This is a genomic window from Hyphococcus flavus, assembly GCF_028748065.1.
Taxonomy (GTDB): Bacteria; Pseudomonadota; Alphaproteobacteria; order Caulobacterales; family Parvularculaceae; genus Hyphococcus; species Hyphococcus flavus.
Map to the genome: position 1 here is coordinate 260,655 of NZ_CP118166.1, position 23,282 is coordinate 283,936.

At 54.8% G+C, this 23,282-nt stretch carries 24 protein-coding genes; 5 read left to right on the top strand and 19 right to left on the bottom strand.

The window, feature by feature from the left end; all coding sequences use genetic code 11:
• Positions 1-32: 32 nt before the first annotated feature.
• Positions 33-755, bottom strand: a complete 723-nt coding sequence (locus PUV54_RS01405) for a dioxygenase family protein (RefSeq protein ID WP_274493730.1) — start codon at positions 753-755, stop codon at positions 33-35.
• A 518-nt stretch (positions 756-1,273) separates the two neighbouring features.
• Between PUV54_RS01405 and PUV54_RS01410 the strand changes: the two genes are divergently transcribed.
• Positions 1,274-2,584 carry an amidohydrolase family protein gene (locus tag PUV54_RS01410; protein ID WP_274493731.1) on the top strand — a complete coding sequence of 437 codons (1,311 nt, stop codon included), beginning with the start codon at positions 1,274-1,276 and terminating at the stop codon, positions 2,582-2,584.
• A gap of 25 nt (positions 2,585-2,609) precedes the next feature.
• Here the strand turns inward: PUV54_RS01410 and PUV54_RS01415 are convergent, their stop codons facing one another.
• Positions 2,610-3,401, bottom strand: a complete 792-nt coding sequence (locus PUV54_RS01415; protein WP_274493732.1) for a helix-turn-helix domain-containing protein — start codon at positions 3,399-3,401, stop codon at positions 2,610-2,612.
• A gap of 173 nt (positions 3,402-3,574) precedes the next feature.
• On the opposite strand from PUV54_RS01415, the gene PUV54_RS01420 reads away from it, so the two are divergent.
• The 3 genes from PUV54_RS01420 (at position 3,575) to PUV54_RS01430 (ending at position 7,464) form a co-directional block, all read left to right on the top strand.
• The gene (locus PUV54_RS01420) at positions 3,575-5,203 is read left to right on the top strand and encodes an MBL fold metallo-hydrolase (protein WP_274493733.1); all 1,629 of its coding nucleotides are present in this window, start codon (positions 3,575-3,577) and stop codon (positions 5,201-5,203) included.
• A 435-nt stretch (positions 5,204-5,638) separates the two neighbouring features.
• Positions 5,639-6,931: a tyrosine-type recombinase/integrase gene (locus tag PUV54_RS01425; RefSeq protein WP_274493734.1), complete on the top strand. Its 1,293-nt coding sequence runs from the start codon at positions 5,639-5,641 to the stop codon at positions 6,929-6,931.
• Between the two features lie 203 nt (positions 6,932-7,134).
• A complete protein-coding gene (locus PUV54_RS01430) occupies positions 7,135-7,464 on the top strand; it encodes a YnfA family protein (RefSeq protein ID WP_274493735.1) in 330 nt (109 codons plus the stop codon).
• A gap of 15 nt (positions 7,465-7,479) precedes the next feature.
• Here PUV54_RS01430 and PUV54_RS01435 read toward each other — a convergent pair whose 3' ends face one another.
• The 17 genes from PUV54_RS01435 to PUV54_RS01515 form a co-directional block, all read right to left on the bottom strand.
• Positions 7,480-7,716, bottom strand: coding sequence for a helix-turn-helix transcriptional regulator (locus PUV54_RS01435; RefSeq protein ID WP_274493736.1), 237 nt, complete (start codon positions 7,714-7,716; stop codon positions 7,480-7,482).
• Between the two features lie 45 nt (positions 7,717-7,761).
• On the bottom strand, positions 7,762-8,079 hold the full coding sequence (locus tag PUV54_RS01440; protein ID WP_274493737.1) for a DUF736 domain-containing protein: 318 nt from the start codon (positions 8,077-8,079) through the stop codon (positions 7,762-7,764).
• A complete protein-coding gene (locus tag PUV54_RS01445; RefSeq protein ID WP_274493738.1) occupies positions 8,076-8,321 on the bottom strand; it encodes a DUF2274 domain-containing protein in 246 nt (81 codons plus the stop codon). The genes PUV54_RS01440 and PUV54_RS01445 overlap by 4 nt, the downstream gene beginning before the upstream one ends.
• Complete coding sequence (locus PUV54_RS01450; protein WP_274493739.1) at positions 8,318-9,586, bottom strand: TraB/TrbI/VirB10 family type IV secretion system protein; 1,269 nt, start codon at positions 9,584-9,586, stop codon at positions 8,318-8,320. The genes PUV54_RS01445 and PUV54_RS01450 overlap by 4 nt, the downstream gene beginning before the upstream one ends.
• Positions 9,583-10,569 (bottom strand): P-type conjugative transfer protein TrbG, encoded by a 987-nt coding sequence (gene trbG / locus PUV54_RS01455; RefSeq protein ID WP_274493740.1) that lies wholly within the window; start codon positions 10,567-10,569, stop codon positions 9,583-9,585. The genes PUV54_RS01450 and trbG overlap by 4 nt, the downstream gene beginning before the upstream one ends.
• Positions 10,570-10,580: 11 nt before the next feature.
• On the bottom strand, positions 10,581-11,264 hold the full coding sequence (gene trbF / locus PUV54_RS01460) for a conjugal transfer protein TrbF (RefSeq protein ID WP_274493741.1): 684 nt from the start codon (positions 11,262-11,264) through the stop codon (positions 10,581-10,583).
• Position 11,265: 1 nt separating this feature from the next.
• The gene (trbL, locus tag PUV54_RS01465; protein ID WP_274493742.1) at positions 11,266-12,615 is read right to left on the bottom strand and encodes a P-type conjugative transfer protein TrbL; all 1,350 of its coding nucleotides are present in this window, start codon (positions 12,613-12,615) and stop codon (positions 11,266-11,268) included.
• 15 nt (positions 12,616-12,630) lie between these two features.
• Positions 12,631-13,362 (bottom strand): P-type conjugative transfer protein TrbJ, encoded by a 732-nt coding sequence (trbJ, locus tag PUV54_RS01470; RefSeq protein ID WP_274493743.1) that lies wholly within the window; start codon positions 13,360-13,362, stop codon positions 12,631-12,633.
• Positions 13,359-15,788 (bottom strand): conjugal transfer protein TrbE, encoded by a 2,430-nt coding sequence (gene trbE, locus PUV54_RS01475; protein ID WP_274493744.1) that lies wholly within the window; start codon positions 15,786-15,788, stop codon positions 13,359-13,361. The genes trbJ and trbE overlap by 4 nt, the downstream gene beginning before the upstream one ends.
• Entirely contained in the window at positions 15,782-16,036 is a 255-nt protein-coding gene (locus tag PUV54_RS01480) for a VirB3 family type IV secretion system protein (protein WP_274493745.1), read from the bottom strand. The genes trbE and PUV54_RS01480 overlap by 7 nt, the downstream gene beginning before the upstream one ends.
• A gap of 11 nt (positions 16,037-16,047) precedes the next feature.
• Positions 16,048-16,374 carry a TrbC/VirB2 family type IV secretion system protein gene (locus PUV54_RS01485; RefSeq protein ID WP_274493746.1) on the bottom strand — a complete coding sequence of 109 codons (327 nt, stop codon included), beginning with the start codon at positions 16,372-16,374 and terminating at the stop codon, positions 16,048-16,050.
• The gene (gene trbB / locus PUV54_RS01490) at positions 16,371-17,375 is read right to left on the bottom strand and encodes a P-type conjugative transfer ATPase TrbB (RefSeq protein WP_274493747.1); all 1,005 of its coding nucleotides are present in this window, start codon (positions 17,373-17,375) and stop codon (positions 16,371-16,373) included. The genes PUV54_RS01485 and trbB overlap by 4 nt, the downstream gene beginning before the upstream one ends.
• Positions 17,372-17,818 carry a CopG family transcriptional regulator gene (locus PUV54_RS01495; RefSeq protein ID WP_274493748.1) on the bottom strand — a complete coding sequence of 149 codons (447 nt, stop codon included), beginning with the start codon at positions 17,816-17,818 and terminating at the stop codon, positions 17,372-17,374. Before PUV54_RS01495 ends, trbB begins: the two co-directional genes overlap by 4 nt.
• A gap of 3 nt (positions 17,819-17,821) precedes the next feature.
• Positions 17,822-19,843, bottom strand: coding sequence for a conjugal transfer protein TraG (locus tag PUV54_RS01500; RefSeq protein WP_274493749.1), 2,022 nt, complete (start codon positions 19,841-19,843; stop codon positions 17,822-17,824).
• 181 nt (positions 19,844-20,024) lie between these two features.
• Positions 20,025-20,387 (bottom strand): hypothetical protein, encoded by a 363-nt coding sequence (locus PUV54_RS01505; RefSeq protein WP_274493750.1) that lies wholly within the window; start codon positions 20,385-20,387, stop codon positions 20,025-20,027.
• 179 nt (positions 20,388-20,566) lie between these two features.
• Positions 20,567-21,064, bottom strand: coding sequence for a PIN domain-containing protein (locus PUV54_RS01510; RefSeq protein ID WP_274493751.1), 498 nt, complete (start codon positions 21,062-21,064; stop codon positions 20,567-20,569).
• 3 nt (positions 21,065-21,067) lie between these two features.
• Complete coding sequence (locus PUV54_RS01515) at positions 21,068-22,132, bottom strand: helix-turn-helix domain-containing protein (RefSeq protein WP_104831424.1); 1,065 nt, start codon at positions 22,130-22,132, stop codon at positions 21,068-21,070.
• Between the two features lie 204 nt (positions 22,133-22,336).
• On the opposite strand from PUV54_RS01515, the gene PUV54_RS01520 reads away from it, so the two are divergent.
• Entirely contained in the window at positions 22,337-23,281 is a 945-nt protein-coding gene (locus PUV54_RS01520) for a CBASS oligonucleotide cyclase (RefSeq protein ID WP_274493752.1), read from the top strand.
• Position 23,282 lies beyond the last annotated feature (1 nt).

The window sequence follows — 23,282 nt, forward strand, 5'->3', positions numbered from 1 at the left end:
CTCCCATAATAATTCTGTTTTGCTAGCCCTGTTCAGGTCAGCCCGATGTCGAAACGGCACGCGAGGGCCCCTGGCTCCGCTTCGACGCCAAGATCGCTTTTGTTTACAGCCAGCATTGACTCAACAATCAAAGACTCGCGCGCAGGAGCAGGCCGGGAAGACCAAACCACATCGTTCATACGCCGCTCATCGTGTTCCGCGCCGGCGAAGTACATTTCGGTGGTCATTGTTTCCACACCGGGCGCCGCAATTCGGAAGTGTATGTGCGCCGCGCGATTTAAACCAAAAGCAACATAGGACTTCGGCTGTATCGTCCGGAAACGGTAAAATCCTGTTTCTGACGTTTCGATTTCGCCAAAATACTGAAAGTTAGGATCAAGGTCATCATGCCCCTCAGCTCGTGGATGGTCATAATGCCCTTCAGCATCCGCCTGCCATATTGCAACCCTCGCCCCCTGTACAGGCTGACATTGCCCGTCTCTGACAACTCCGTAGACATACAAAAGCTTGCCGCTCGCCTGCGCGCCTCCATTGTGGCCGCCAGCCAGATCTGCGGCGAAATTCATGTTTTTTACGGGAAAAAAAGGGCCAGGCTCGGTTACCAGTGTTGAAGCACAAAAAGTTTTCGCCAAAGCCTGGTCAGCAAGAGCCGCCGCGCCTACGGACGTGCCTAACAAGCTACGTCGCGTTATTTGCTTGCCTTCAGGGGCAATAAGGACACGCTGTCCATTGTAAAGACTGGCTTTTTTTCTCATTATCATTCCGTATCTAGACCTTCATGACAACGGAGGCGCGCGGTCCCAAGAGAAGGTCACATCAGTAGGGATGCCGCAACGCCTCCGCGCCACGATGCCCGCCAGAGCTTGCACGCTTTTTTCTGGAGGCAGGTTTCTAAAGACTTGCTCACTCACGGCTTTTGCCATGCCTCAGGCTGGCGCCTTGGAAATTTAAAGTCTCTCATTAAGGCCGTCTTGAACATTCGAAGCCAACCTTGTTCTCACCGGTCAGGAACAGCCCGCATATGGCGGTCAATCTTTCTGTTGATGTTTCTTATTCATTTATTTATGATTTTTTCAATAATAATTCGACAGCACGAGGCATATCAGCGACGAAAATGCGCTAGCAATAAAAGCTTTTTAAAAGCTTGGCGTTTCGAGTTTGTCGCACCAAAGCAGAAGGCTAAGAATTATTCGTAGATTTAGGAGCAAGACTAGGCCTTGCTGATAGGGCAAAGGCACCCAATACTGTTGAAAACCTGTTGAGAAAGCTTTCAATGAAAAACATCATCCTTGTATTTTTAATGACAATTTCCGGACTGGTGACGCCTGCCGCATTAGCGCAAGACAGTTATGCATTCACTGATGTGACTGTCATCATGATGGAGAGCGGCGAAACACGCCCTCATCAGACAGTTCTTATCTCCAATGACAGAATTGAGGCGGTTGGCCCCGCTAGTGATGTAACATTGCCGGCATCAGCGACAGTGATCGATGGCGCTGGCCGGTACTTAATGCCCGGTCTCACAGAGATGCACGGTCATATACCCGGGACGTCTTCATCATGGCCAGCAGAAGATGTGTTGTTCCTTTATGTCTCACAAGGCGTCACGACCGTCAGAGGGATGTTGGGTTCAGAAGGTCAACTTGAACTCCGCGATAAAGCAGCAAGAGGCGAAATCATCGCGCCCACGCTTTATTTAGCTGCTCCGGCTTTGGGCGGCATGAATGTCGATGGCCCCGATGATGCTCGCGCGAAAGTCACCCAATACGCCCGAGAAGGATGGGATTTGCTGAAGGTTCATGAAGGTCTCAGCCTTGAGGAATATGACGCAATCGCTGATGTGGCAAACGAGATCGGCCTCCCGTTTGGCGGCCATATCGCCGAGGATGTTGGATTGTTGCATGCGCTTGAGAAGGGTCAGCGTACTGTTGAACACATGGATAATTACCTAACCTATATAGGTGCAGATGAAACCCCGGTTACAGAACAGCAGCTTCAAAAAGCCGTAGAGGTCACCCTTGCTGCAGGTACTGGTATTGTGCCGACGCTGGCGCTGTTTGAACAGTATGGCACTGAACCCGATGTTCTCGCTGCCTACGCCGAGCTTCGTTATACGCCGCACGGTATCACTGAAAACTGGGCCGAAAATCGGGTAAATCAATACGAACAAAATTCTGACGAATTGCCGGAAATAGCTCTGTTTCTAGAAAATCAGCGCAAATTGTTGAAAGCGTTTTCTGAGGGCGGCGTAGAGGTGCTTCTCGGATCTGACGCACCGCAAGTCTATTCCGTTCCGGGCTTTTCGCTTCATCGTGAGATGACGAGTATGGAAAACGCTGGCATGGAACGGAGCGCCATTTTATATTCTGGAACTGTGTCCGCCGGAGCCTATTTTGCTGACAAGGATTCATTCGGAGTCATCAAGCCCGGAGCCAGAGCAGATCTGGTGTTGCTCGACGCCAATCCGTTTGAAGCGATAGGAAATATGAGAGAGATTAAAGGCGTAATGGTCCGCGGTCAGTGGGTTTCGAAAGATTTCATCGACCAGAAGCTTGGCGAGATTGAAAAAGCTTACAAGAATTGACGCGGCAGCGCCTCGCTCTAAAGCCTCAATGCCCGCTGTCAAATACACACTCTGTTGTGCGCCTTAAAAAGGCGGGCGTCAGGCCAAAAAAACAACGAAATTCTCGTGTCATGTGACTTTGGTCAGCATAGCCGCAAGTTAAGCTGACATCCGATAATGGCGCTGGCTCTTTTATTACGCGATAAAATGCCCGCTCAGCACGCACGCGGCGGCGAAACTCCCCCATGCTGCACCCATGCAGACGGCGAAATTTTTTTGTCAGAGTCATAGGATGCATGCCAGCCATATCAGCGAGATGTTCCAAGCTAGGGGGGGCTTTTATAGAAGCAGATATGGCTTCGATAATCGAAGAACACCAGCATGTTTCTGACTTACAGTCTTCTTTGAAAAGATGAATTGAGAGTTTTTCAATGTTATCCAAGTCAACCTCACTCAAGCTATTGAGCGACCGACTCATCAGTGCTGAGATCAAATAATAGGAATATGAGTCCTCGATCCTTCTGGGCGCACTATTCGTATTCACTTTTCCTGATGGAAACAGGTCAATAGAGAGTATCTGCGCACCCTGATCACTCGCAACGCATGCATGTTCTACCGTTGCGGGTATGTAGGCAGCATAGCTCGCGGAAATTTCGATATTTCCATGTTCGGATTGCGCATGAAACATCCCCTTCAATGAAACATAAAGCCGAGGATACTTAACCGCACGACAGGCCCATGGCTGGCCGTTGTGCAAGAGGTGATGTCCAATTTCTGGCGATTTAAAATCCAGAATCGGAACTTTTGGGGTTATAATCGTCTGAACACACTCACTCATCTCATTAAATTATCATGATTTTTTTGAAAGAGTAACTCTCCCAGCAAACCAGAAAGCTCGCCTAGCGGCCTGTTTGCGATCACAAAATCGTGTGAGAGCGCTTGCCCCATTCAAGATCGGCAAGCCAGACCCCGTTACCTTCGAGCGATTGAATCTCAGGATGGAGTATCGTTATGAAGATGCGTGGCTTGACAGTCGTTACGGCGGCGGTTTTTGCTTTTTGCTCGTTATGTTCAGCGTTCGCGGCCGAAACCAGCGAAGAACTGATGCGCGAGGTGGTGGCGGCCTATGGCGGCGCAGATGCGCTAAATGCAATCCAGCAGCTTGAACTTGATTCAGCTGGTTACTCGATCGCTCGTTACCAGAGTAGAACAACGCACGAACCTTATGACCGTCTGCCCATCCGGTCATTCGGCGCAATCGACTATGAAAACGATAGAGGCGTCTGGGAAAACATCAGCACCTGGCCGGGCGAGCTGAATATGGGCACAAGATCGATCGTCAATGGCGACGAAAGTGCGACGCTAAATACGATCCTGAGAACGTACAATGACGGGGCTATGATGTCCCTCGACTACATAAAACGGTCAACAGCATTTTGGCTTACGCCGTTGCTTGTCAGAGAAATGATGGAAAACGCTGACGAGGTCACCCTCGGTGAGCAAAAAGAGTTTCGCAACATCGCATATGATACGCTGCGATACCGTGATCGGTATACGGTTTATGTCAATCCCAAGACGCGGCTTATTAATGTCATATCTTCAACAGAAGGCGGCATGTGGGACCATACGATTGATGAAGACCAAAGGGTTGAAGTCATTCGTTTTTATGACGCCTATGTGAAGACGCATGGCGTATGGTTCCCTACCCGTTACAACCAGTTTGTCGACGGCGTCGCAACGCAGGATCGCGGCATTTATTCACTTAAGATAAACCAGCCGATTGATCGTTACTTGCAAGTGCCGGACGGATTTGAAACCGCTGACACCAGCGGCTATGGCGGTGAAGGATGGGACATCGCCGTACGTGAAGCTGGCGATGGCCTTTACGTTACTGGCAACGGTGAAATTCATGTTCTATTCGTTGAATTTGATGACTATTTCATAGCTTTGGAAGCAGGCAATTTTCCTTCGCACGCGGTCAATACGCTTGAAGCAATGAAGCCGTACATGAACGGCAAGCCTCTTAAGTATATCGTACCGACGCACCATCATGATGATCACGCCTGGGCCGTGCATGGTTACACCCGTCTTGGCGCGAAAATACTGACGACGCCGGATAAGGAAGGTTTTCTGCGCAAACTGCTGAACCGTACCTACGGAGAGCATGGTCCAGTCGAAGACGCCGAGTTTGAATTTATTGAAGGTAACCGCCTGCATATCAGCGATAGCACCAACACGTTTGATGTGTTCGTGTGGCCAGACTCTCCTCATTCGGAGAACATGATCATCGGTTATCATCCCGGATCGGAATCGATTTTCACAGGTGATTTTTATCTCGGCTGGGGCGTTCCAGAAGGTAGTGGAGTACGGCAAGGGGCGAATTACTCAACCCGGGAGCTGGACCGGTGGATCAAGGAACGCCAGCGAGCGCGTGAAATGGACGGCGTTGAAAATTACATCGCCGTTCACGGGCGTCCCTACACGCGTGCGGAAATGGAGGAGATGTTGTCGATTGAACGGACAATCTTTTCATTGCCCAACAATGAGGCATGGCCCACAGCGACATGGCCTGACCGGTACGGCCTTCATGATGATACGGCGCAAAACCCGCGCCGCAGCAAGATGTACATGGGTAATTAATCGCCAGTCGCATTTTTTGCGGACTTCAGGAATGAGCAAAAGCGCCCCGTTTTCGGGGCGCTTTTTTGCGTGGCCGGCAAATAATACCAAGCTGCTAGACTGGCTCAAATTTAGATTGCTGCAAAATCTTGCGCTGAGATCGCCGCGCATATAACCGGGCGAATTCTGTAGGGTGCTCATTTTATTGAATAAAATGGCGCGAGTGACGGGACTCGAACCCGCGACCTCCGGCGTGACAGTTTCAGGATACCATCTTTTCCGAAATATTCCCCAGCTTTCTCTAGTGTGATTAAGCCATATTTTTCAGTGGTTTATTGGACTTTCGGCGTCAAAAAAGTTAAACTGGATTTTCTGATTTTGGATCGAATTTGACGCCGTTTGGTACCCCCTAGGTACCCCGCCGACCTCCGGCGTGATGGAAATAGGGACTCGAAAATGCCCCGCCGAAACATAGAACGACTTACAAAACGAAGCGTTGATCAGTTGAAGCCAATCGCCGGCCGTGACTACTCAGTATGGGATGCAGATCTGACCGGTTTCGGTGTTCGGGTCAAACCATCTGGCGTGAAGTCATTCCAGATCAAATACCGGACTGCGAACGGAGAGCAGCGCAAAACAACCTTGGGGAAATACGGCGCTCTGACAGTCGAGAAAGCCCGAAAACTGGCTCTCGTCGAACTCGGCAAGGTCGCCGCTGGCGCCGACCCTGTGGGCGAGGCGCGTGAATACAGAAACGGAATGACGATCACTGAACTTTGCGACCGATACTTTACGGAGGCGGAAGCTGAGCGAATTCTTCATCGAAACCGCCCGAAAAAGCCCTCTACGTTGGCGGTTGATAAGGGGCGAATCGAAAGGCACATCAAACCCCTGCTCGGTAAAAAGCGAATCGCCGACCTGAAACGGATGGATATCGAACGCTTTATGTACGACGTTCGCGACGGAAAAACCGCCGTCGATGTCAAGACCGGGCCGAGACGGCGCTCGATTGTCCGCGGCGGCGCGCAGGTAGGCGCCAAGTCCGTTCATCTGCTCTCTGCGATGTACAAATTCGCCATGCGGTCAGGATGGGTCGAAGACAATCCTTGCCTGAATATCGACAAACCAGCGGAGGGCAAACGCACGCGATTCCTATCAGAGGCTGAGTATAAGGCGATCGGCCTCGCGCTGGTTCGGGCCAGAGAGCTGGAACTCAGCCCTACCCTAATGAACGCCGCCGTCGCCCTCATGCTCACCGGCTGCAGAAGAGGAGAAATATTGAATCTGAAATGGGTCGAGATTGACCCTCAAAGTCGCTGCATTCGGCTTCAGGATTCAAAGACCGGACCGCAGCTTCGTCCTTGCGGAAAAGCGGCGTTCGATCATTTATCATCGCTTCCGCATGAAATGGATGCCAATTTCGTGTTCCCGTCTGAATTGTGCGACGGGCCCATCAAAGAAATCAGAAAATTTCTGGCCTGGCTTATGAAGGAGTCAGGGGTCAGTGGGGTGACGCCTCACGTTTTCAGACATAGTTATGCCACGGTGGCCTTTGAATTGGGATATAGCGAGCTAATCATTGCCGGCCTGCTCGGACACAAACTGTCGAGTGTAACAAGCCGATATGCCCATCGTGTCGACTATGTGCTTGCGGACGCTGCGGATCGCGTCAGTGAAACAATTCTTCAAAGGCTAAATTCATCTGAAACCTTAGTCTCGGAAGATTCAGCTTCTCGCGAAGCAGCATAAACAGGCGACCATCTTCTGGCTGCCGGGGCGCTCCGTCGTCAAATGCAGCTTCTACTCAATTTTCCACCGCCAAATGAGCTACCATAACATACGTCAATCCCTTTGCGCGGATCATCACAACTGAAATTTCGTCTCACCTCAGATGGAATCCTTGAATTGGATGTCGATTCAGGCGTCAATCATTAATCACAAGGACAACAAGAATGCCGACCATCGCCGCCTATATTGCTGCAGCCATCGCCGAGATCGCAGGATGCTTCGCATTCTGGGCGTGGCTTCGGCTCGACAAGTCTATCTGGTGGCTTTTGCCGGGGATCGCGTCGCTAATCTTGTTCGCGATATTGCTAACTTTGGTCGATAGCATTGCTGCTGGCCGAACATACGCTGCCTACGGCGGGGTTTATATTGCCAGCTCTCTTGCATGGTTGTGGTTCATTGAAGGTTTGAAACCGGACCGTTGGGATATTATCGGAGCCAGCTTCTGCCTCATTGGGGCCGTGATAATTATAGCCGCGCCACGGACCGCAGCTTAGTATCGGATGTATAACCTAGCGCGCCGAGAATTCACTGGTAGATTGGACCAAGCGTCCCGAAAGGTAAGCATCAAGATCGACGCGCCTATAACGCACTAGACGGCCTACCTTGATGAACGGGGGCCCTTCGCCATAAACCCGCCATTTATTCAAAGTGGCGGCTTTCAGACCAAGATACTTCGCGGCTTCTTCGTTGTTGAGCCGATCCTTTTTCGTCAAATCGGATTGATGGTTTCTTGCTGCAAGCGACATTTCACACTCCTACTCTCAACAGAACGAAGTTTGCTGATTTAGCGCTTACGCGTTGCGCGCCCTGCTCCAAACCAGAGCGCCGGTCTCGTCGTCCGCATTCTCAAAAAAAGCCGCGCGGACGGGAGCCGCAAAACTCGGGTCATCGAGTTCAACGCTGAGGAACGATTTCTTGTCCTCGCCTGAGCTGTTCGAACGCCAGGCGGCGCCAAGCTCCGCGCCGCCGGCGATAATTCGAAAATCCGGCGCTTTGTCATTGCCGTTCTTGTCGTTGGCGACGATTTTCGCTTTCACGTTGATTGTCATGGTTCGGATCGTTCCGACGTATCCATCCGGGCTTTTCGAAAATGTGCCGATTACGCTCATTTTGAAGTCTCCTTTGTTTTCACGGGTTGATGAAGGGTTTTGCGCGCGCGCCGAAAGGACCGGTCGCTTTCCAGGAAGTTTTCAATCATTAACGCTGCGACTTCCGGGATCGACGCCTTCGCGCCATAGGCGCGCTCATGAAGCGCCGCATAATCGACAAGCGCTTCGTAAACGGAGGGCGAGAGCGAAATGCTAAGTTTGACCGGGGCGCGTTCCGGAATCGGGCCGAGTTTTAGGGTCATCGGATCGCTCCTTCCGCTTCATACGGGCGAAGAACGAGATCTTTGTGAACGATGATGCGGAACGGCCATCCTGGCCTGATCCTAATTGTCGGCTGAATGTCGAGATTCCGCTGGACAATTCTTTGGCCGGCTTGATTTGCGGATGACTGTGCGGACTCTCGCAGCGCCTCTACCAGATCGCTTTCAGAGTCGCCGAAAGACAATTCCGTTCCGACGCCGAGCAACGTTGAAAGGACGATGCCTTTCAGCAAGCGGAATGTATGAAAGTCCACCTTATCGGCGAGACCGGCGTAACCGGATACGTCGCTCGCTGGCATGTTTTCGATGACGATCGATGCGCCGTCCGGATAGATAATACGCGACCAGACTAAAAGGGCGCGGGACTGCCCAAACGCGATCACGCTGTCGTATCGGCCAATTATTTTCGCGCCCTGAGGGATCAGCACATACTGGCCGCTCACCGTGTCGTAAACATTTTGCGTGACCTGCGCGACGACCGTTCCCGGCAGGTCGGAATTGACGCCCGTGATCAGGCTTGCCGGGATAATTGAGCCGGCCATAACTTCGAATGGCGTTTCCGGGTCTTCGAGACGATGGCTGTTGTCAGTCGCGGAATCGAGGCCCCCCTCCAGAAACTGAAGTTTCCGGAATTGTCGGCTTGGATCGTTTTCCCGTTCGCTGCCGAACGGCGCCGGCGTCGCTGCGGCGCCTTGAAAGGCTGATGCAATATCAAAAGGCGACACGCGTTCAGAAGCGCTTCCTTTGGTGATCGCCTGGACTGCGGGCATCGACAATTGAAAGAACACCCCCGCCTCGCGCGCATCGGCGGCCATTTGCGCTTCCCGGAGCGCCGCCTCCCTCGCCGCATCGGCCTCGGGTGAATTCCGAAACGGCGCGACGGGCGGCGGCGCCGAGAGGTCTATTTCCGACTGGCCCGAGTTTTGCGCCGCCTGCTGTGCGCGAAGAAGCGCTGCGCCAAGATCGCCTGGCAACGGGTCGCCAAGCGGCGGGCGAATATCGGCATAACTGGACGGCAAGGCCTCCAGACCTTCGGCGGTCGGCTTGGTATCCACATTGTATAATTCTTGTGGACGCGCATCGCTTGCCGCGCGCGGCGGCCTTAACGCAATGCTTGTCGCGGCAAAGATGACAAGCGCCGCCCCGCCAGCCGCCAGCATCAGCGCGTTCTTGTTAAGTCGCGTGACGGGTCGCGGCCGGGGCCGCAGTTCGAGCGTCGATGGGTCTACTTTGTCACGTTCGGTCACGACCGCCTCTTCACGTCGGTACGTACAATACGGACGACATCCTGTTTCTTCCCGCCGAGACGCAATTCAGCGGCTGCAAAGAGACGATCGACGACATAGTAGTTGCCGCGCATCCGGTAGTTGACGAGTTCTGGATCGCCTTTGCGTCCGAGCACGAATAGCGGCGGCGCTTCGCCTTGCGATATGTTTTCAGGAAACTGGATGAACACCTGACGCCCGTCATCGAAGACGCGGACGGGACGCCATTGCGGTTTGTCGCCCTCGATTTCATAGCGAAACTGCAAATCGCCGGGCGATACGCCCGCAGCGACGATCATTTCGTCGCGCTTGCGCAACTGTTCGTTCTCGTAACGGCGGCGTTTGAACTGGTCTTGCGGATAGGTCCAGGAAATCGCGGCCATATAGGTTTCGCGAAACGAGCGCATTTCGAGGTGATAGGCGCGACGGTCCGTTGTGATGACAAGATTGGTTTTTAGATCCGGCGCAATCGGCTTCACGAGAATATGCACGCGCTCGCCGCCATTATTTCCATAGGGCCCGCCGCTGGTCGTATCGCCGACAATCCAGCGAACCGTGTCGCCAGCGGAAACCGAATTGAGAATTTCGCCCGGCTCCAACGCGATATCCGTCACCTGCTCCGGCGCCGCATAAAGTCGATAAAGGGCGCCGTCCATGAAGGGATAGACCTGTACGGCATTGAGAAACCGGTCGAGGTCGGGCTCCACCTTGGCGCGGTCGTTTGCAGCGTCGATCCGTTCGAAAGGGGCGAGCGATGGCGGCGGCGCGGGTTCTTCTTTCGGTTTCAATTGTCCAGGTAACGGATAAGGCCTTGCGGTCTCGACGATCTCGCGCAATGGCTCGTCATCGCCAAAGGCGATCTCTCGCGCGGGCTTCATTGGCGCTGGATCAAGCGGCGCCTCAAACTTCGCCGTTTCGCACCCGGCTAATCCGGCGACGCTCGCTGCTAATAATAAACGCCTCATACCAAGCCTCCTCATGAGAGGTCCTTCGACCAATTGATTCCGTGAACGTAAATTCCGAGCGGGTTTTTATGGATCGCTTCCGCTGTACGCGGCGGCGACAGGACGATCGTGATATGGGCGGTAAACCGCTCCTGTCTCTCAAACTGGCCGTTGGTGTAAGTTTTTTCGATCCAGCGCACTTCGAAGCTGTCATCGCTGGCGCGCACCACGCTGGTCACTTCCACATTGACGCTGCGTCGGCCGATTTCAGCGAAAGGATCGTTCTCTCGTGCGTAATCATTTAATGCGACGGCGCCGCGATCCGTGGCGAAATCATAAGCCTTCAGCCAGTTTTCACGAACCACGACGGGGTCAATCGAAATGGAGCGGACATTACGAATAAAATTCGCGATGTGGTGGGCGATCTGCGCGTCTTTCGGTTTGTAAGTTTCGACCGCTGGGCCGACGGCGCGGACTGTGCCCGCCGCGTCAACCTCGACGACATAAGGCGTCACGATCGATTGCGTCGATCGCCACAAGAGCCCGCCTACTGCTGACAACGCAATGATGAGCGATCCGAAAGCCGCCAATCTCCAGTTCGCTGCCTGTGCGCGCGAGGACCCGATCCGCTCATCCCAGATCGCTTGCGCGCGTTGATAGGGAGTCTCCGGCGCCGGGGTTTCGCCGTATTTTACGGAAGAGCGCTTGAACATCATCTCAGTCCTCGTCCTGTCGAAGTTTTGGCGCATCGCCGGAACCCGGTCGGTCTCCCGAAGCGACCATATGCGTCGCTGTGAGGCTCGCGTCCCGCAATCCCTGCTCGCGGCGCATGCGCTGCGCCCAATCCGGCGCGTTATTTGCCGCTGCGTCTTTCACGCCTGGCGCGCCTTTGGCCGCCGAAAGCGCCTGGTTGATTGATCCGCCGGTAGACGTAAATGCGCGCCGCGCGCCCGATTGAAAGGCTTCGCCTGGCGAACCCATTGCGCGCGCTACGGAACTGCGAGCGCGGTCAGCAACGCCAGCGGCGCCCGCCTGGGCGACAGCGCCGACGCCAGCGGCGGTTGAGCACCATCCGCTTTCGCCGGACCCGACGCGACCTAGGGAGTACGCAGCGCTTGCCCCGCCGGCCATTGACGCTCCAGCGCGCACGGCCGATTGACCGGCGGCGACGCTCGCACGGGCGCCAGACGCCGCAAGCGCGCCTGCGCCTATCACTGCCGCGCCAGTGCCCGCAGCCGTGGCAACCGCTGCGCCTGCGCCGAGTTGCGGGGCGCCGGCGACAAGCCCCGTGGCGATCCCAGGCCCGAAAATGCCAAGCGCCAATAGCGAAAGAGAACCGAGTATCGTTGACGCTGCCTGTTCTAGGGTCACAGATCCGGGCGTGAATGTTGAGGTGACCGATCCGAATATGGTCGAGCCGATGCCGACGATGATGGCGAGAACCATGAGCTTGACGCCGGACGCGACAACATTGCCGAGCACGCGCTCCGCCAGAAACGATGTCTTGTTCCAGAGCGCGAAGGGAACGAGGACAAAACCCGCAAGCGTCGTCAGCTTGAATTCAATGATCGTGACAAAAAGCTGAATGGCGAGAATAAAGAAAGCAAAGAGCACGATCACCCATGACAGCAAAATGATCATGATCGTGACGAAGTTGGTGAAGAAGCTCGGGAAGCCGATTAGAGAATTCGCTTCCTCCAGAAGCGGATAAGCCGCGTCATATCCTGTTGCCGCAACAAAACCCGGCTTTAGAAGGTCCGCCGCGGTAAGCGACGTTCCCGTCGCCACGAGGCCGAGCCCCGCATAAGACGAAAAGATAATATTCGCTAGCAACGCGAAGTTGTTGATGATGAAAGCGAACGCGCCGACATAGAGCACTTTTTTGACAAACTGACCCAGGACGTTCTGTTCGCCGGCAAACGCCCAGAACAATCCTGCAAGGACGACATCAATGCCAATCAGGACAGCGGTCAGAAAGCCGACATCGCCGGCAAGCAGCCCAAAGCCGCTATCGATATAGGCGATGAACGTGCTGGTGAAATCGTCGATGACGTTGAGGTCGTCCATGGGCGTGCTCGTTGATTAAGATGGCGTGTAAGCGGAGCCGTCGCCGAGAAAGCGTCCGCGATGAATGCGGGCGCGTTCTTCCGTTTGCAGCTGGCGGGCGCGATCCAGCGCCTCGGCGCGATACTGAACCGCCAGTAATTGCGCGGTCTGCATGGACTGCTTCGTTTGAAGCGCGAGCAGCTGGTTTCCGGCCTGCTCAACCTGCAGGCCGCCGATCGCGGTTTCGCTCTCTGTGACAATTTCTTCGAGCGTCGAAACGTCGAAGGCAATCGTTTCGGTCACCTTCGCCTGCATAACGAGGGCGTCATTCAGCGCCCTGCTCGCTTCTTTCCAGTGAGCATTCGCCGCCGCGCCCATGGCGAGGTTGGAAAAGGCGGAATAATCTTCAGGAAAGAGCGTTTTGAAGGCGGCGTCGATGGTCACCACATCATAGGCAAGCCCATTGGCGGTCTGAATCAACTTGTCGATCTCAACGAGTCGCGCTTTCAAAGCCGCCTTTGCGGAATAGGGAAGCTGGGTCAGTTCTTTCGCCTGATTGGCGATCATCGCCGCTTCATTCGTCAATTGCTTGATCTGATTGTTGATCATCTCAAGCGTGCGTGCGGCCGTCAGAAGATTTTGCGCATAGTTCGTCGGATCGTAAACGATCCCGCCCAGAATAAAGGCGTTGGCCGGGGGCGCCTGCGCGATGCTCGCCGAGATCGCCAGCGCAAGTGTTGAAACAAGGGTTTTCATTTTGCGTTTCATTCTCTTTCTCCTTTCGATGATGATGGTTCCGGCAAGAGGGCGGCGGCCCAGTCGAGCCCTTTTGCGGCAAGCAATTGCTGCGCAAAGGGCGCGTCGCTCGCCTCGGCGATTATCTTGTCAATGAGCCGGTGATCCTGCGGCGTAGACGCCCCGCAAAAGGCGAGCGCAATGTCACCCAACCGAAGATCAAAAATGCGATTGCCCACGGGAGACTGGTAATAATACTCCTGCTTGGGCGTCATACTTGCGATGATGTCGATTTGCCGGTCGTTTAGTCCAAAGTTCGAATATGCCGAACAGATGCTCGACTCTCGCGCCCGCGGATTGGGCAGGAATATTCGCGATGGGCAGGATTCTATAATAGCCGGCGCAATCGCGGAGCCTTGCACGTCGCTCAGCGACTGGGTCGCAAAGATGACAGAAACATTCTTCTTGCGAAGCGTCTTCAGCCAGTCTCGGATTCTTCCCGAAAACATTGGATTGTCGAGAAAGAGCCAGGCTTCGTCCAACAACAACAGCGTGGGATTTCCGTTGAACCGCTCTTCCAGCCGGTCAAAGAGATAGGTGAGCGCCGGTGCGATAGCCGACTGCTGCCGCATGAGCTCCTCCATCTCGAAGCAAACGAGATTCGAAAACGAAAACGCCTCATTATCTGCGTCAAAGAGATCGCCGAATGCGCCTTCAACGGTGAAAGGCTTCAACGCATTGCGAAGACTCCGGTCTTGGACCAGGAGCGAGAAGCCAGTGAGCGTGCGCTCGGCGGTCGGCGCCGCGGCAAGACTGGATAGCGCAGACCAAACCGCCTCTTTTATTGGAGGATCGACCGTCATGCCTTCCTGCGCCAGCAAGCCGAGCAGCCAGCGTTGGGCGCGCGCCTTGTCTTCCGGCGCCTCAAGATCGCGCAAGGGTTGGAAGGAAAGATCCGCCTTAGACCCAAGATTATAGATGACCCCTTCGAGACCGAGGCATGCAGCGCGGATCGAGCGGCCTTTATCGAATGCAAAAACTTGCGCATTCATATAACGGCGAAATTGCGCGGCGATGAACGCGAGAAGCACCGATTTCCCGGCGCCGGTTGGTCCGACGATCAACGTGTGACCGACATCGCCAATATGGGTCGATAACCGAAACGGCGTATGACCGCGGGTCGTCGCCAGGGCCAAGGGCGGTCCGTCCAGATGATCGTTACGCGCCGGCCCCGCCCAGACGGAGGACAATGGCGCGATATGCGCAAGGTTTAACGTGTGAACGAGCGGCTGGCGGATATTTGCGTAGAGATGTCCGGGGAGGCTGCCGAGCCATGCATCTACGGAGTTCACCGACTCCCGAATGGTCACGAAGCCGCGTTCGTTCAAGACGCGTTCGGTTTCCCGCACGCGCTGATCAACGACGCTCCGCTCCTGATCGTGTACGACAACCGTCGTCGTCAGAAACCCGAAAGAAACGTCGTCGGCGCCGAGCTCCTGCAGCGCGGCGTCCGCATCCGCCGTCTTATTATCAGCGTCCGTGTCTACGAGCGTGCTTGCTTCATTGAACAGCGTCTCCTTGATGATTGCGGCGATGGATTTGCGTTTGGCGAACCACTGGCGGCGGTATTTGGCGAGTTCGGCTGACGCCCTCGCCTTGTCCATGGCGATGAACCTTGTCGTCCAGCGATACGGAAACGCGAGCGCGTTGAGGCTATCCAAGAAACCCGGTTCGCTCGCCGGCGGAAAACCAAGGACGGAAATCACCCGCAGGTGCGCTTCACCCAGTTTTGGCTCAAGTCCGCCTGTGAGCGGCTCATCAACCAACAGGGCATCAAGATAGAGAGGCGTTTCCGGCGCGATGATTTCATGCCGTTTTGAAGAAATACACGCGTGCAGATAGGCAAGCGTTTCATCGTCATTTAGCGGGCGACATTCTGGCATCGCCAGCGCCAGAAGGTCGATCGCTTTATCCGTCTCCTGGACAAAATAACCGAGACGGTCGCCCGCATGGTCCGGAGGGACAAGTTCATCTTGTTTCAGGAATGCTCGCTCGGCTCGCGCCGTCCTGTCCGCCGGCGGCATATAAGCGACGGTAAGATAGTATTCGCATTCGAAATATTCCGCGGTTGACTCAAACGCAGCGCGGCGCTCCTCGTCGATGAGGAATGATAAGGGGCACAGCCACTCGCTCGTCGGATAATCCGCTGCGGGAACCCTCGCAGATTCAAAATGCAATACCCAACCTGATCGGAACCTGCGTAAAACGTTGTTGATGCGCGCCGTATAACTGAGAAGTTCTTGGGGGCTGGCGCTTTCGAGGTCAGGTCCGCGGTAACGGACAGTCCGCTGCAGGGCGCCGTCTTTATTCAGGACGATGCCCGGCGCGACAAGCGCCGCCCAGGGAAGATAATCTGCAAGGCGCTTCGGACGCTTTTGATATTCGGCGAGATTCAGCATGAGAGATACGGTCCATGCTTCAAGTGTCTGACGCCCACTTCGAGAAACTTCGGGTCGTTCTTCGCAGCGTAAACTGCGGCGGCATGTCCGATCAGTCCCAGCACAATGCCCGCCAACCACATCTGCATCCCGAGACCGACGGCGGCGGCGATGGTGCCGTTGATGATGGCGATGCCGCGCGGCGCGCCCGCCATTAAGAGCGGCTCCGTCAGGCTGCGATGAATGGGGATAGAGTAACCTTCGATCATTGCCTTTCCCTTCAAACCAGCGCGCCGCCGCCGAAGGAGAAAAAAGCGAGGAAGAAGCTCGTCGCGGCGAATGCGATCGAGAGCCCGAAAACAATCTGAATAAGGCGGCGGAATCCGCCGGACGTATCCCCGAACGCAAGTGACAGTCCGGTGATAATAATGATGATGACAGCCACGATGCGCGCGACAGGCCCCTCAATCGAGGCGAGAATTTGCGTCAATGGCGCTTCCCACGGCATGCCAGATCCCGCAGCGTGAGCATGTCCGCTGAAGAACAACAGGACGACGGCAAGCAACGCCGACAGGTGAAGGGCGCGAGAATAGTTGCGAGCGATCATGAATGGTCTCCGTTATTGACGATGAAAAGTTCAGGCGCGTCGGCTGGCTCCAGCATGTAGCCTTGCTGTCGGTCATGTCCTGTGACGCGAATGATTTCGGCGACGCGCCGTCCTTCTTGCGTCTTCTCGATGAAGACGACGACATCGACGGCTTCCGCTATTAGGGATTGCGATGCGCTTTGCGATCGCTCTCCAATCAGTTGCTCCAGACGTGCAAGCGCCAAGACCGCTGAATTCGCATGAATAGTAGCGATGCCGCCGGGATGGCCCGTGTTCCAGGCTTTCATGAGATCGAGCGCTTCGCCGCCGCGGACCTCCCCGACGATGATCCGGTCCGGGCGCAACCGCATGGTTGAACGGACGAGCGCTTCGAGCGTTACGCGTTGCGATGTGCGCAAGGCGATGGAGTCTTTTGCTTCGCATCGTAGCTCTCGCGTGTCTTCGAGAATGACAAGCCGTTCATTGTTTTCTGTGATTTCAGCAAGAAGTGAGTTCGCCAGAGTTGTTTTGCCGGACGCCGTACCGCCAGCGATCAGAACACTGCTCCGCATGCGCACGGCCGATCTTAGAACCTGCGCCTGACGTTGCGTCATGACCCCGGCCATCACATTATCGTCGAGAGGAATGGCGATCTTCGAGGGCTTTCGGATTGTGAATGCGGGGTTGCTTGAGACTGGCGGCAGGACCCCTTCAAAGCGTTCACCGGTTCCTGGTAGTTCACCGGAGACAATCGGGTGCTCGTGATCGCAGACCGTGTCGAGAGCCGACGCGACAAGACGGATAATCCGCTCGACATCGGCCGCCGCCATGGGCGCGTCCGCTCTCTCACGACCAATGCCAGCGCGCTCGATCCACAACGCACCGTCGGGATTGGCGATGATTTCGGTCACGCTATCATCGTCAAGCGCGCTGGCGATAGCCGGCCCGAACGCAGTCTTGAGCATCGAAATCCGTCGAATCGCGACCCGCGCGGCGTGCTGATGACCCTGGACGTTGGTCATTGGACCGCCTCCCCGCGCTGTTCGCTCGTCGCCGCGCTCAAGCCCATATGTTCGAGCAGCGTGTCGGTAAATCGCTCCTGTCCCATGAGGCGATCGCCGACCTGCGAGATAAACCGCTCGAACCGCTTTTGACCTAACGCTTCAGCGGCGGCGCGGTTTTGCTCCGGCAGTGGCGGCGTGATGCAGAGATAATAGAGAATGTAGAGCGCGAGCGTTTCGGTCTGAGCTGATGCGTCGTCGGCGAGGCGCTCCATCGCTCGCGTCAACTTGTCGAGCCGTTTTATGAGCGCTGCATATTCTTGAGAATCTTCTTTGGGATTTAGAAGCTCGACAATCGCCGCTTCCACAATCGACGCCTTGGTGACGCCGGGCCGCTCCGCAGCGCGTGACAAGAGCGTTTCCGCTTTTTCTCCCAACCGAACCTGCAGTCTTGCTTTTTTCATGGCTCAAAAACTCGGCGTGATGCTATCGGGATGGCGATCCATGACGGCCGCGCGCTGCGTCGCGGTCCTCGCGATATCCTGAAGCTTCTTGGCTTGCGCAGCGTCGTCATCACTCTCTGACGTCGATGGGTCGCGCGGTTCTGGGTCGGGCTTGTTTGCCGTCGGCATGGCGAATTCATGCTGCATGGCGTGTCCGCCATCGTCATTTTCGCCCTCGCCTTTGACCATATCGAACCAGGGTTGGCTGAGGCGCGCATCCGTCCTGGCGACGGAGCCGGACCAATTGTCATCACGGGCCTTCGGCGCATCTGTGTAGAAGTCATCGTCGGCTCTAATGTCAGGCGGCGCGAGGCAACGGGCGATGAAATTCTGGTCCCGGAAGTATTGAAGTTTCTGGGCGCGAATCGGCGCGACGCCCGACACCATCGCAATCGCTTCATTTGGCGGAAGCTGCATGACTTCGCCGGGCGTCAGCAACGGCCGGGCCGTCTCCTGACGCGACACCATGACGTGTGCGAGCCATGGGGCAAGCCTGTGGCCGGCGTAGTTTTTCTGCGCGCGTAATTCCGTCGCTGTGCCGAGGGAGTCCGAAATGCGCTTGGCTGTTCGTTCGTCATTCGCCGCAAAGGCGATGCGCACATGACAATTATCCAATATCGAATTATTGGCCCCGTATGCTTTCTCGATTTGATTGAGTGACTGTGCGATCAGGTAAGCGCGAACTCCGTAGCCGGCCATAAAGGCAAGCGCCGATTCAAAGAAATCGAGCCGCCCAAGCGCCGGAAACTCGTCAAGCATCATCAATAAACGATGCGCTCTCTCGCCAGCGTTGCTCTCCAGTTCCTCCGTCAACCTACGGCCGATCTGATTCAAGATAAGGCGCACCAACGGCTTGGTTCTCGATATGTCGGAAGGCGGCACGACAAGGTAAAGCGAGACCGGCCTGTCAGCGTTCATCAAATCGTCGATCTTCCAGTCGCAACGGCTCGTGACACGCGCGATGGTCGGATCGCGGTAAAGCCCCAGAAAACTCATCGCCGTCGACAAGACGCCGGAGCGCTCGTTTTCTGACTTATTGAGCAGCTCCCGCGCGGCTTGCGCCACCACCGGATGAACCTTCGGCACCTCGACCGTTCCGATATGATTGGTGATCATCATCACTTTGAGCGTGCGCTCAAAGCTGCGCGAGGGGTCGGATAAAAACGCGGCAACGCGCGCCAGCGTCTTTTCTCTTTCGGCATAAAGAACGTGCAAGATGACGCCGACAAGAAGCGCGTGGCCTGTCTTTTCCCAATGACTGCGGCGTTCCAGCGATCCTTCCGGATCGACAAGAATGTCGGCTATATTCTGAACATCGCGCACCTCTTGGTCGCCACGACGCACTTCGAGCAAGGGATTGTATTTTGCTGAAAGCGGGTTGGTCGGATCGAACAGAAGACAGTGTGAAAATCGAGAGCGCCATCCAGCGGTCAACTGCCAGTTTTCGCCTTTGATATCGTGGATGACCGCACTCCCGGTCCAGGAGAGGAGCGTCGGGACAACCAGTCCCACTCCCTTCCCGGACCGGGTCGGGGCGAACGCCATGACGTGTTCGGGGCCGTCATGGCGCAGATACCGGCCCTTCCATTTTCCCAAGAATACGCCTCGGGCATCGAAAAGGCCGGCATGCGCGATGTCTTGGCGGCGAGCCCATCGCGCGGAACCGAAAGTCGTTACATTTTTTGTTTGGCGCGCGCGCCATACGGAACCGGCAATCGCGGCGGCGGCACCCAACATGCCGCCGGAGGCTGCAATTCCGCCGCCGCGCATGAATACATCGGGCGCATAAGGCTCAAACGCGTACCACCACTCGAAAAGCCGCCAAGGATAATAGACGGGCAAGTCGAAAGCGACGAACCACGGTACGCCAAGCGCACGATCAAACCCCAAAGCGCCGGCGACGTAGGCGGTCGCAATCCAAAGGGCCGCGCCGATAATAAGGAAGACGATTATCGCTTGACCAATAAGTATTTTTGTCGGCGTCATGATTGAATTCTCGCAACCGCTTTGCGGCGTTTCGCGAATCAATCATCGACTTGCTAACTATAAGAAGTCACTCGCGTTTATATAGGGATTGTTAGGGGCGGCTCGTGTGACATGGGGCCTATCGTTATTCCGCCTTAAAAAATAAGATGGCATAGCACACCAACGCTATCTAACTTAAGTATCATTCGTGCCAAATTTCATATTCTTGAACTGCAAAATCTATTATTTTTGGCGAATTCACATCCCCTGCAATCGAAGCGTCACTCAGATGTGTTATACTTTCTTTAAAAAAGATCTCGCGAAGGTTGCGAGTATCATCCCAAGACAGAGTACCAAATTTTTGAAATGGCTTATTGATGAACTCGAGCTCATAATTCAATCCTCTAAAGTATTCAGATGTCACGCTTTGACCGTTTATGTCTATAACTTCGATAGAAGCTATTCGTGACCGATAAAGCTGAGGAACTAGTTTCCGTAAGGCAGTCGATTTAGTTGCAATCTCGTATGCAGCAAGCTCACTCTCAAAGACATCAAATGATCTCATATTCTCGGGCAATTTTCGAAATAGTTTCCAACAACGTGATCGGTCAGCATTTACAAACAAGTCGGCGTAACTGCCCGCGTCGTGAAATCGAAATTCATTGTTGTCGAGCTTCAAAATTCGACCTGAGTTCATGAGACATTATTCCGCAAGATCAGTCTTTTGTTAGTGGTTGGATTTGATCAGCCACCAGGAGCTAGTCTATTTAGTCTTTTCTTAATTTCCGCCTTTGGCAACCGGCACCGCGGATGTGATGAAATAGCCGTCAGTGCGACGTGCAAGTCTTCAACTGCAATAGTGGCTTCTGCTTCGAATTGATCGATCAGCCATAGCACGCCATGGAATTCGACGCCTTCGGCGGTCGCCAAGTTGCGTAATTCACCATCTCCAGTTAGCAAAGCCCAAGTCCGGGCTTCCGCCAGAGCGAATGCAAATGTATCAGGCGCCGATAGCGTTGCCCGTTCGCGCCGAACCAGAGTAGCTCGCGAAACTTCGTCGGGGGTCAGTTCCTCAACTACGAGCCCCAGCGATTTCAGCGTTTCTCCGAACGGACCAACAAGTTCGCGTTCATATAGAAGATCGGGCACAACAAATTGATAAGGTAATTGAAATAGCGCCTCCAGGAGCGACCCACGTTCCAGATCGATAAGAACCGACGTATCCGAAACTAGGATCGCCACACGCTAGGCCGCCTGTTGGTCCAGACGAGCGTCTAATTCACGAACCGAAATTCCCAGCAGCTCCGCAGCGCGGGACTCGCCAATCACTCGTTCTGCAAGAGCACGATAGCATAGCCGCTCAAAGCGCTTTGGCTCTTCAACTTCAGGATCAAGCCGTCCCGGCTCTTCATAGGGCGGCGCTCGCCATCCCCGTTGCGCAAAGATTTTGAACAACCGAGCAAACGCAGCTTGATTCAATATTCCAAGATCTTTGCACCGATAGGCGATTGCCTGGATGCTCACGCCAAATCGTTGCTTCAACGCAACCAATTCGCCCAAGCTTATCGACGATCTTTTGGCGCCGACTTCAGAACGCAGAACATCTGCCGGAATCAGAAACGCTCCAGCAAAACGATGGGCAGCCTTTTCTTCATCCAGCCCTTGCGCTGGATCGATCACCATATGCCCAAGTTCGTGCGCGAGATTAAATCGCTTTCGCTCGGACCACGTGCTTTTCTTAATAACTATCACTCTCGCCGCCTCACGGTCTTTCCGGCGCACTTTGGCGGCCAAGCCGTCAATGTCGTCGAGATCAAGCGAAAGTATCTTGATTCCCCGCTCTTCAAGGAGTTCAGCAAGATTCGGGATAGGGTCGTTCCCCAAGCCCCATTCCTCTCGAACGGAACGGGCGGCGTCTTCCGCATCCCGCAACTCTTTCACTGGATAGGGGGCGCTCCATGGCTTCTCCCATTCGACGCTACGCAAATTCAGCAAATCCTCAATTGCGAGATATCGCTCCATGAAATGGATTGCCCGCGCCTCTAGCGCAGCCTCTTCGCGGGCGGACGAACCAGCTTTTTTCCGGAATTCCGCACCCTCAAGAGCGAGCTCGGAAGCGCTAAGCAAATAGTCTTCAGAAACCCCCAAAGCGCGGGCGAGCGCAATCAGTACGCCAGAACTCGGCATATCCTCATTCCGCTCGTACTTTCCAATGGCTTGGGCCGTGACCCGGCCGCCGATGCGCGCCGACAGATCCCGCAGGGACAAGCCTGCCGCCGCCCGCGCCACCTTGAGCTTTTGTCCGATCATTTCCTCATCTCCGATCCCCCGGTTTACATATATGGGTATTTCTAATTTTTTGTAAACTGTACCCCTTGAATTACCTGAAATATGGCTTATTCTATCGCCATAGATCATCTGATTACCTCAATTTGTAAACCGCGACAAATTGGCAAGAAAGGACCGTTCTTGGGTCCGCAACCGCCGAAGGACTCAAATAGGAGGGGCCGCGCCATGCCGCTGACGAACACGGAACTCAGTTTTTACGACAGCAATGTGCTGAGACTGCCTGGCGACAAGCGGAAGGAATATCATCAGCAGGTCGATCGGCTGGTCGATGAACTGAAAAAAAGCATTCGCGACAAGACCGAAATTAAGATCACTAAAGTCGTTAAGGCGGGATCTTTTGCAAAACACACGATCCTGCGCAAAACCTCGTCAGATCCGGTCGATGTCGACGTGGTCTTTTATGTGGCGGACAAGGACGCGGACGAGGAAACGCTGCAGTCGTTAAACGACACGATCTTCGATCTCTTGGTCAAAATATATCCGAGCAAGAAAGTCGAGGATTTCGAACTGCAGCGGAAAGCCACCACCGTAAACTTTATCGCCAGCGGCATTAGCGTCGATGTCGTGCCAGTTATCCAGGACGATGGGGCGGACGGTTATGGCTGGCAGTATGACATTCATAGCGGATCAAAAATGGAGACCTGCGCGCCGTGCCAGATTCAGTTTGTCCGCACCCGCAAGGATCAGGACAATCATTACAGGACGCTTGTCCGCCTTGGAAAAAAATGGCGCAACCACGCTGAGTTAAAAGCGCTGAAATCGTTCGCCATAGAACTTATCATCGCGAAATTGCTCGACGCAGAAGGCGCCGACGGTTCGATTGAGCAGCGCTTCAGGCGGTTTCTGCTTTATATCGCCCAGTCGGAACTGAAGGAAATCATCAGTTTCCCGGAGAACAGCAAGCCGCTCGGCGAATTTGACGATCCTGTCGTTATTTTGGACCCCGTTTGCAGCAGCAACAATGTCGCCTCCCGCATTACTGAGGCCGAGCGGAAAGAAATCGTCGCAGCGGCGCAGGCCGCATGGGAGACTGCGAACTTTGCGTCCGCGGAAAACGACCACGACGTCTGGAAGGAACTATTCGGACCGCGCTTTAAGACAGAGGAATAGG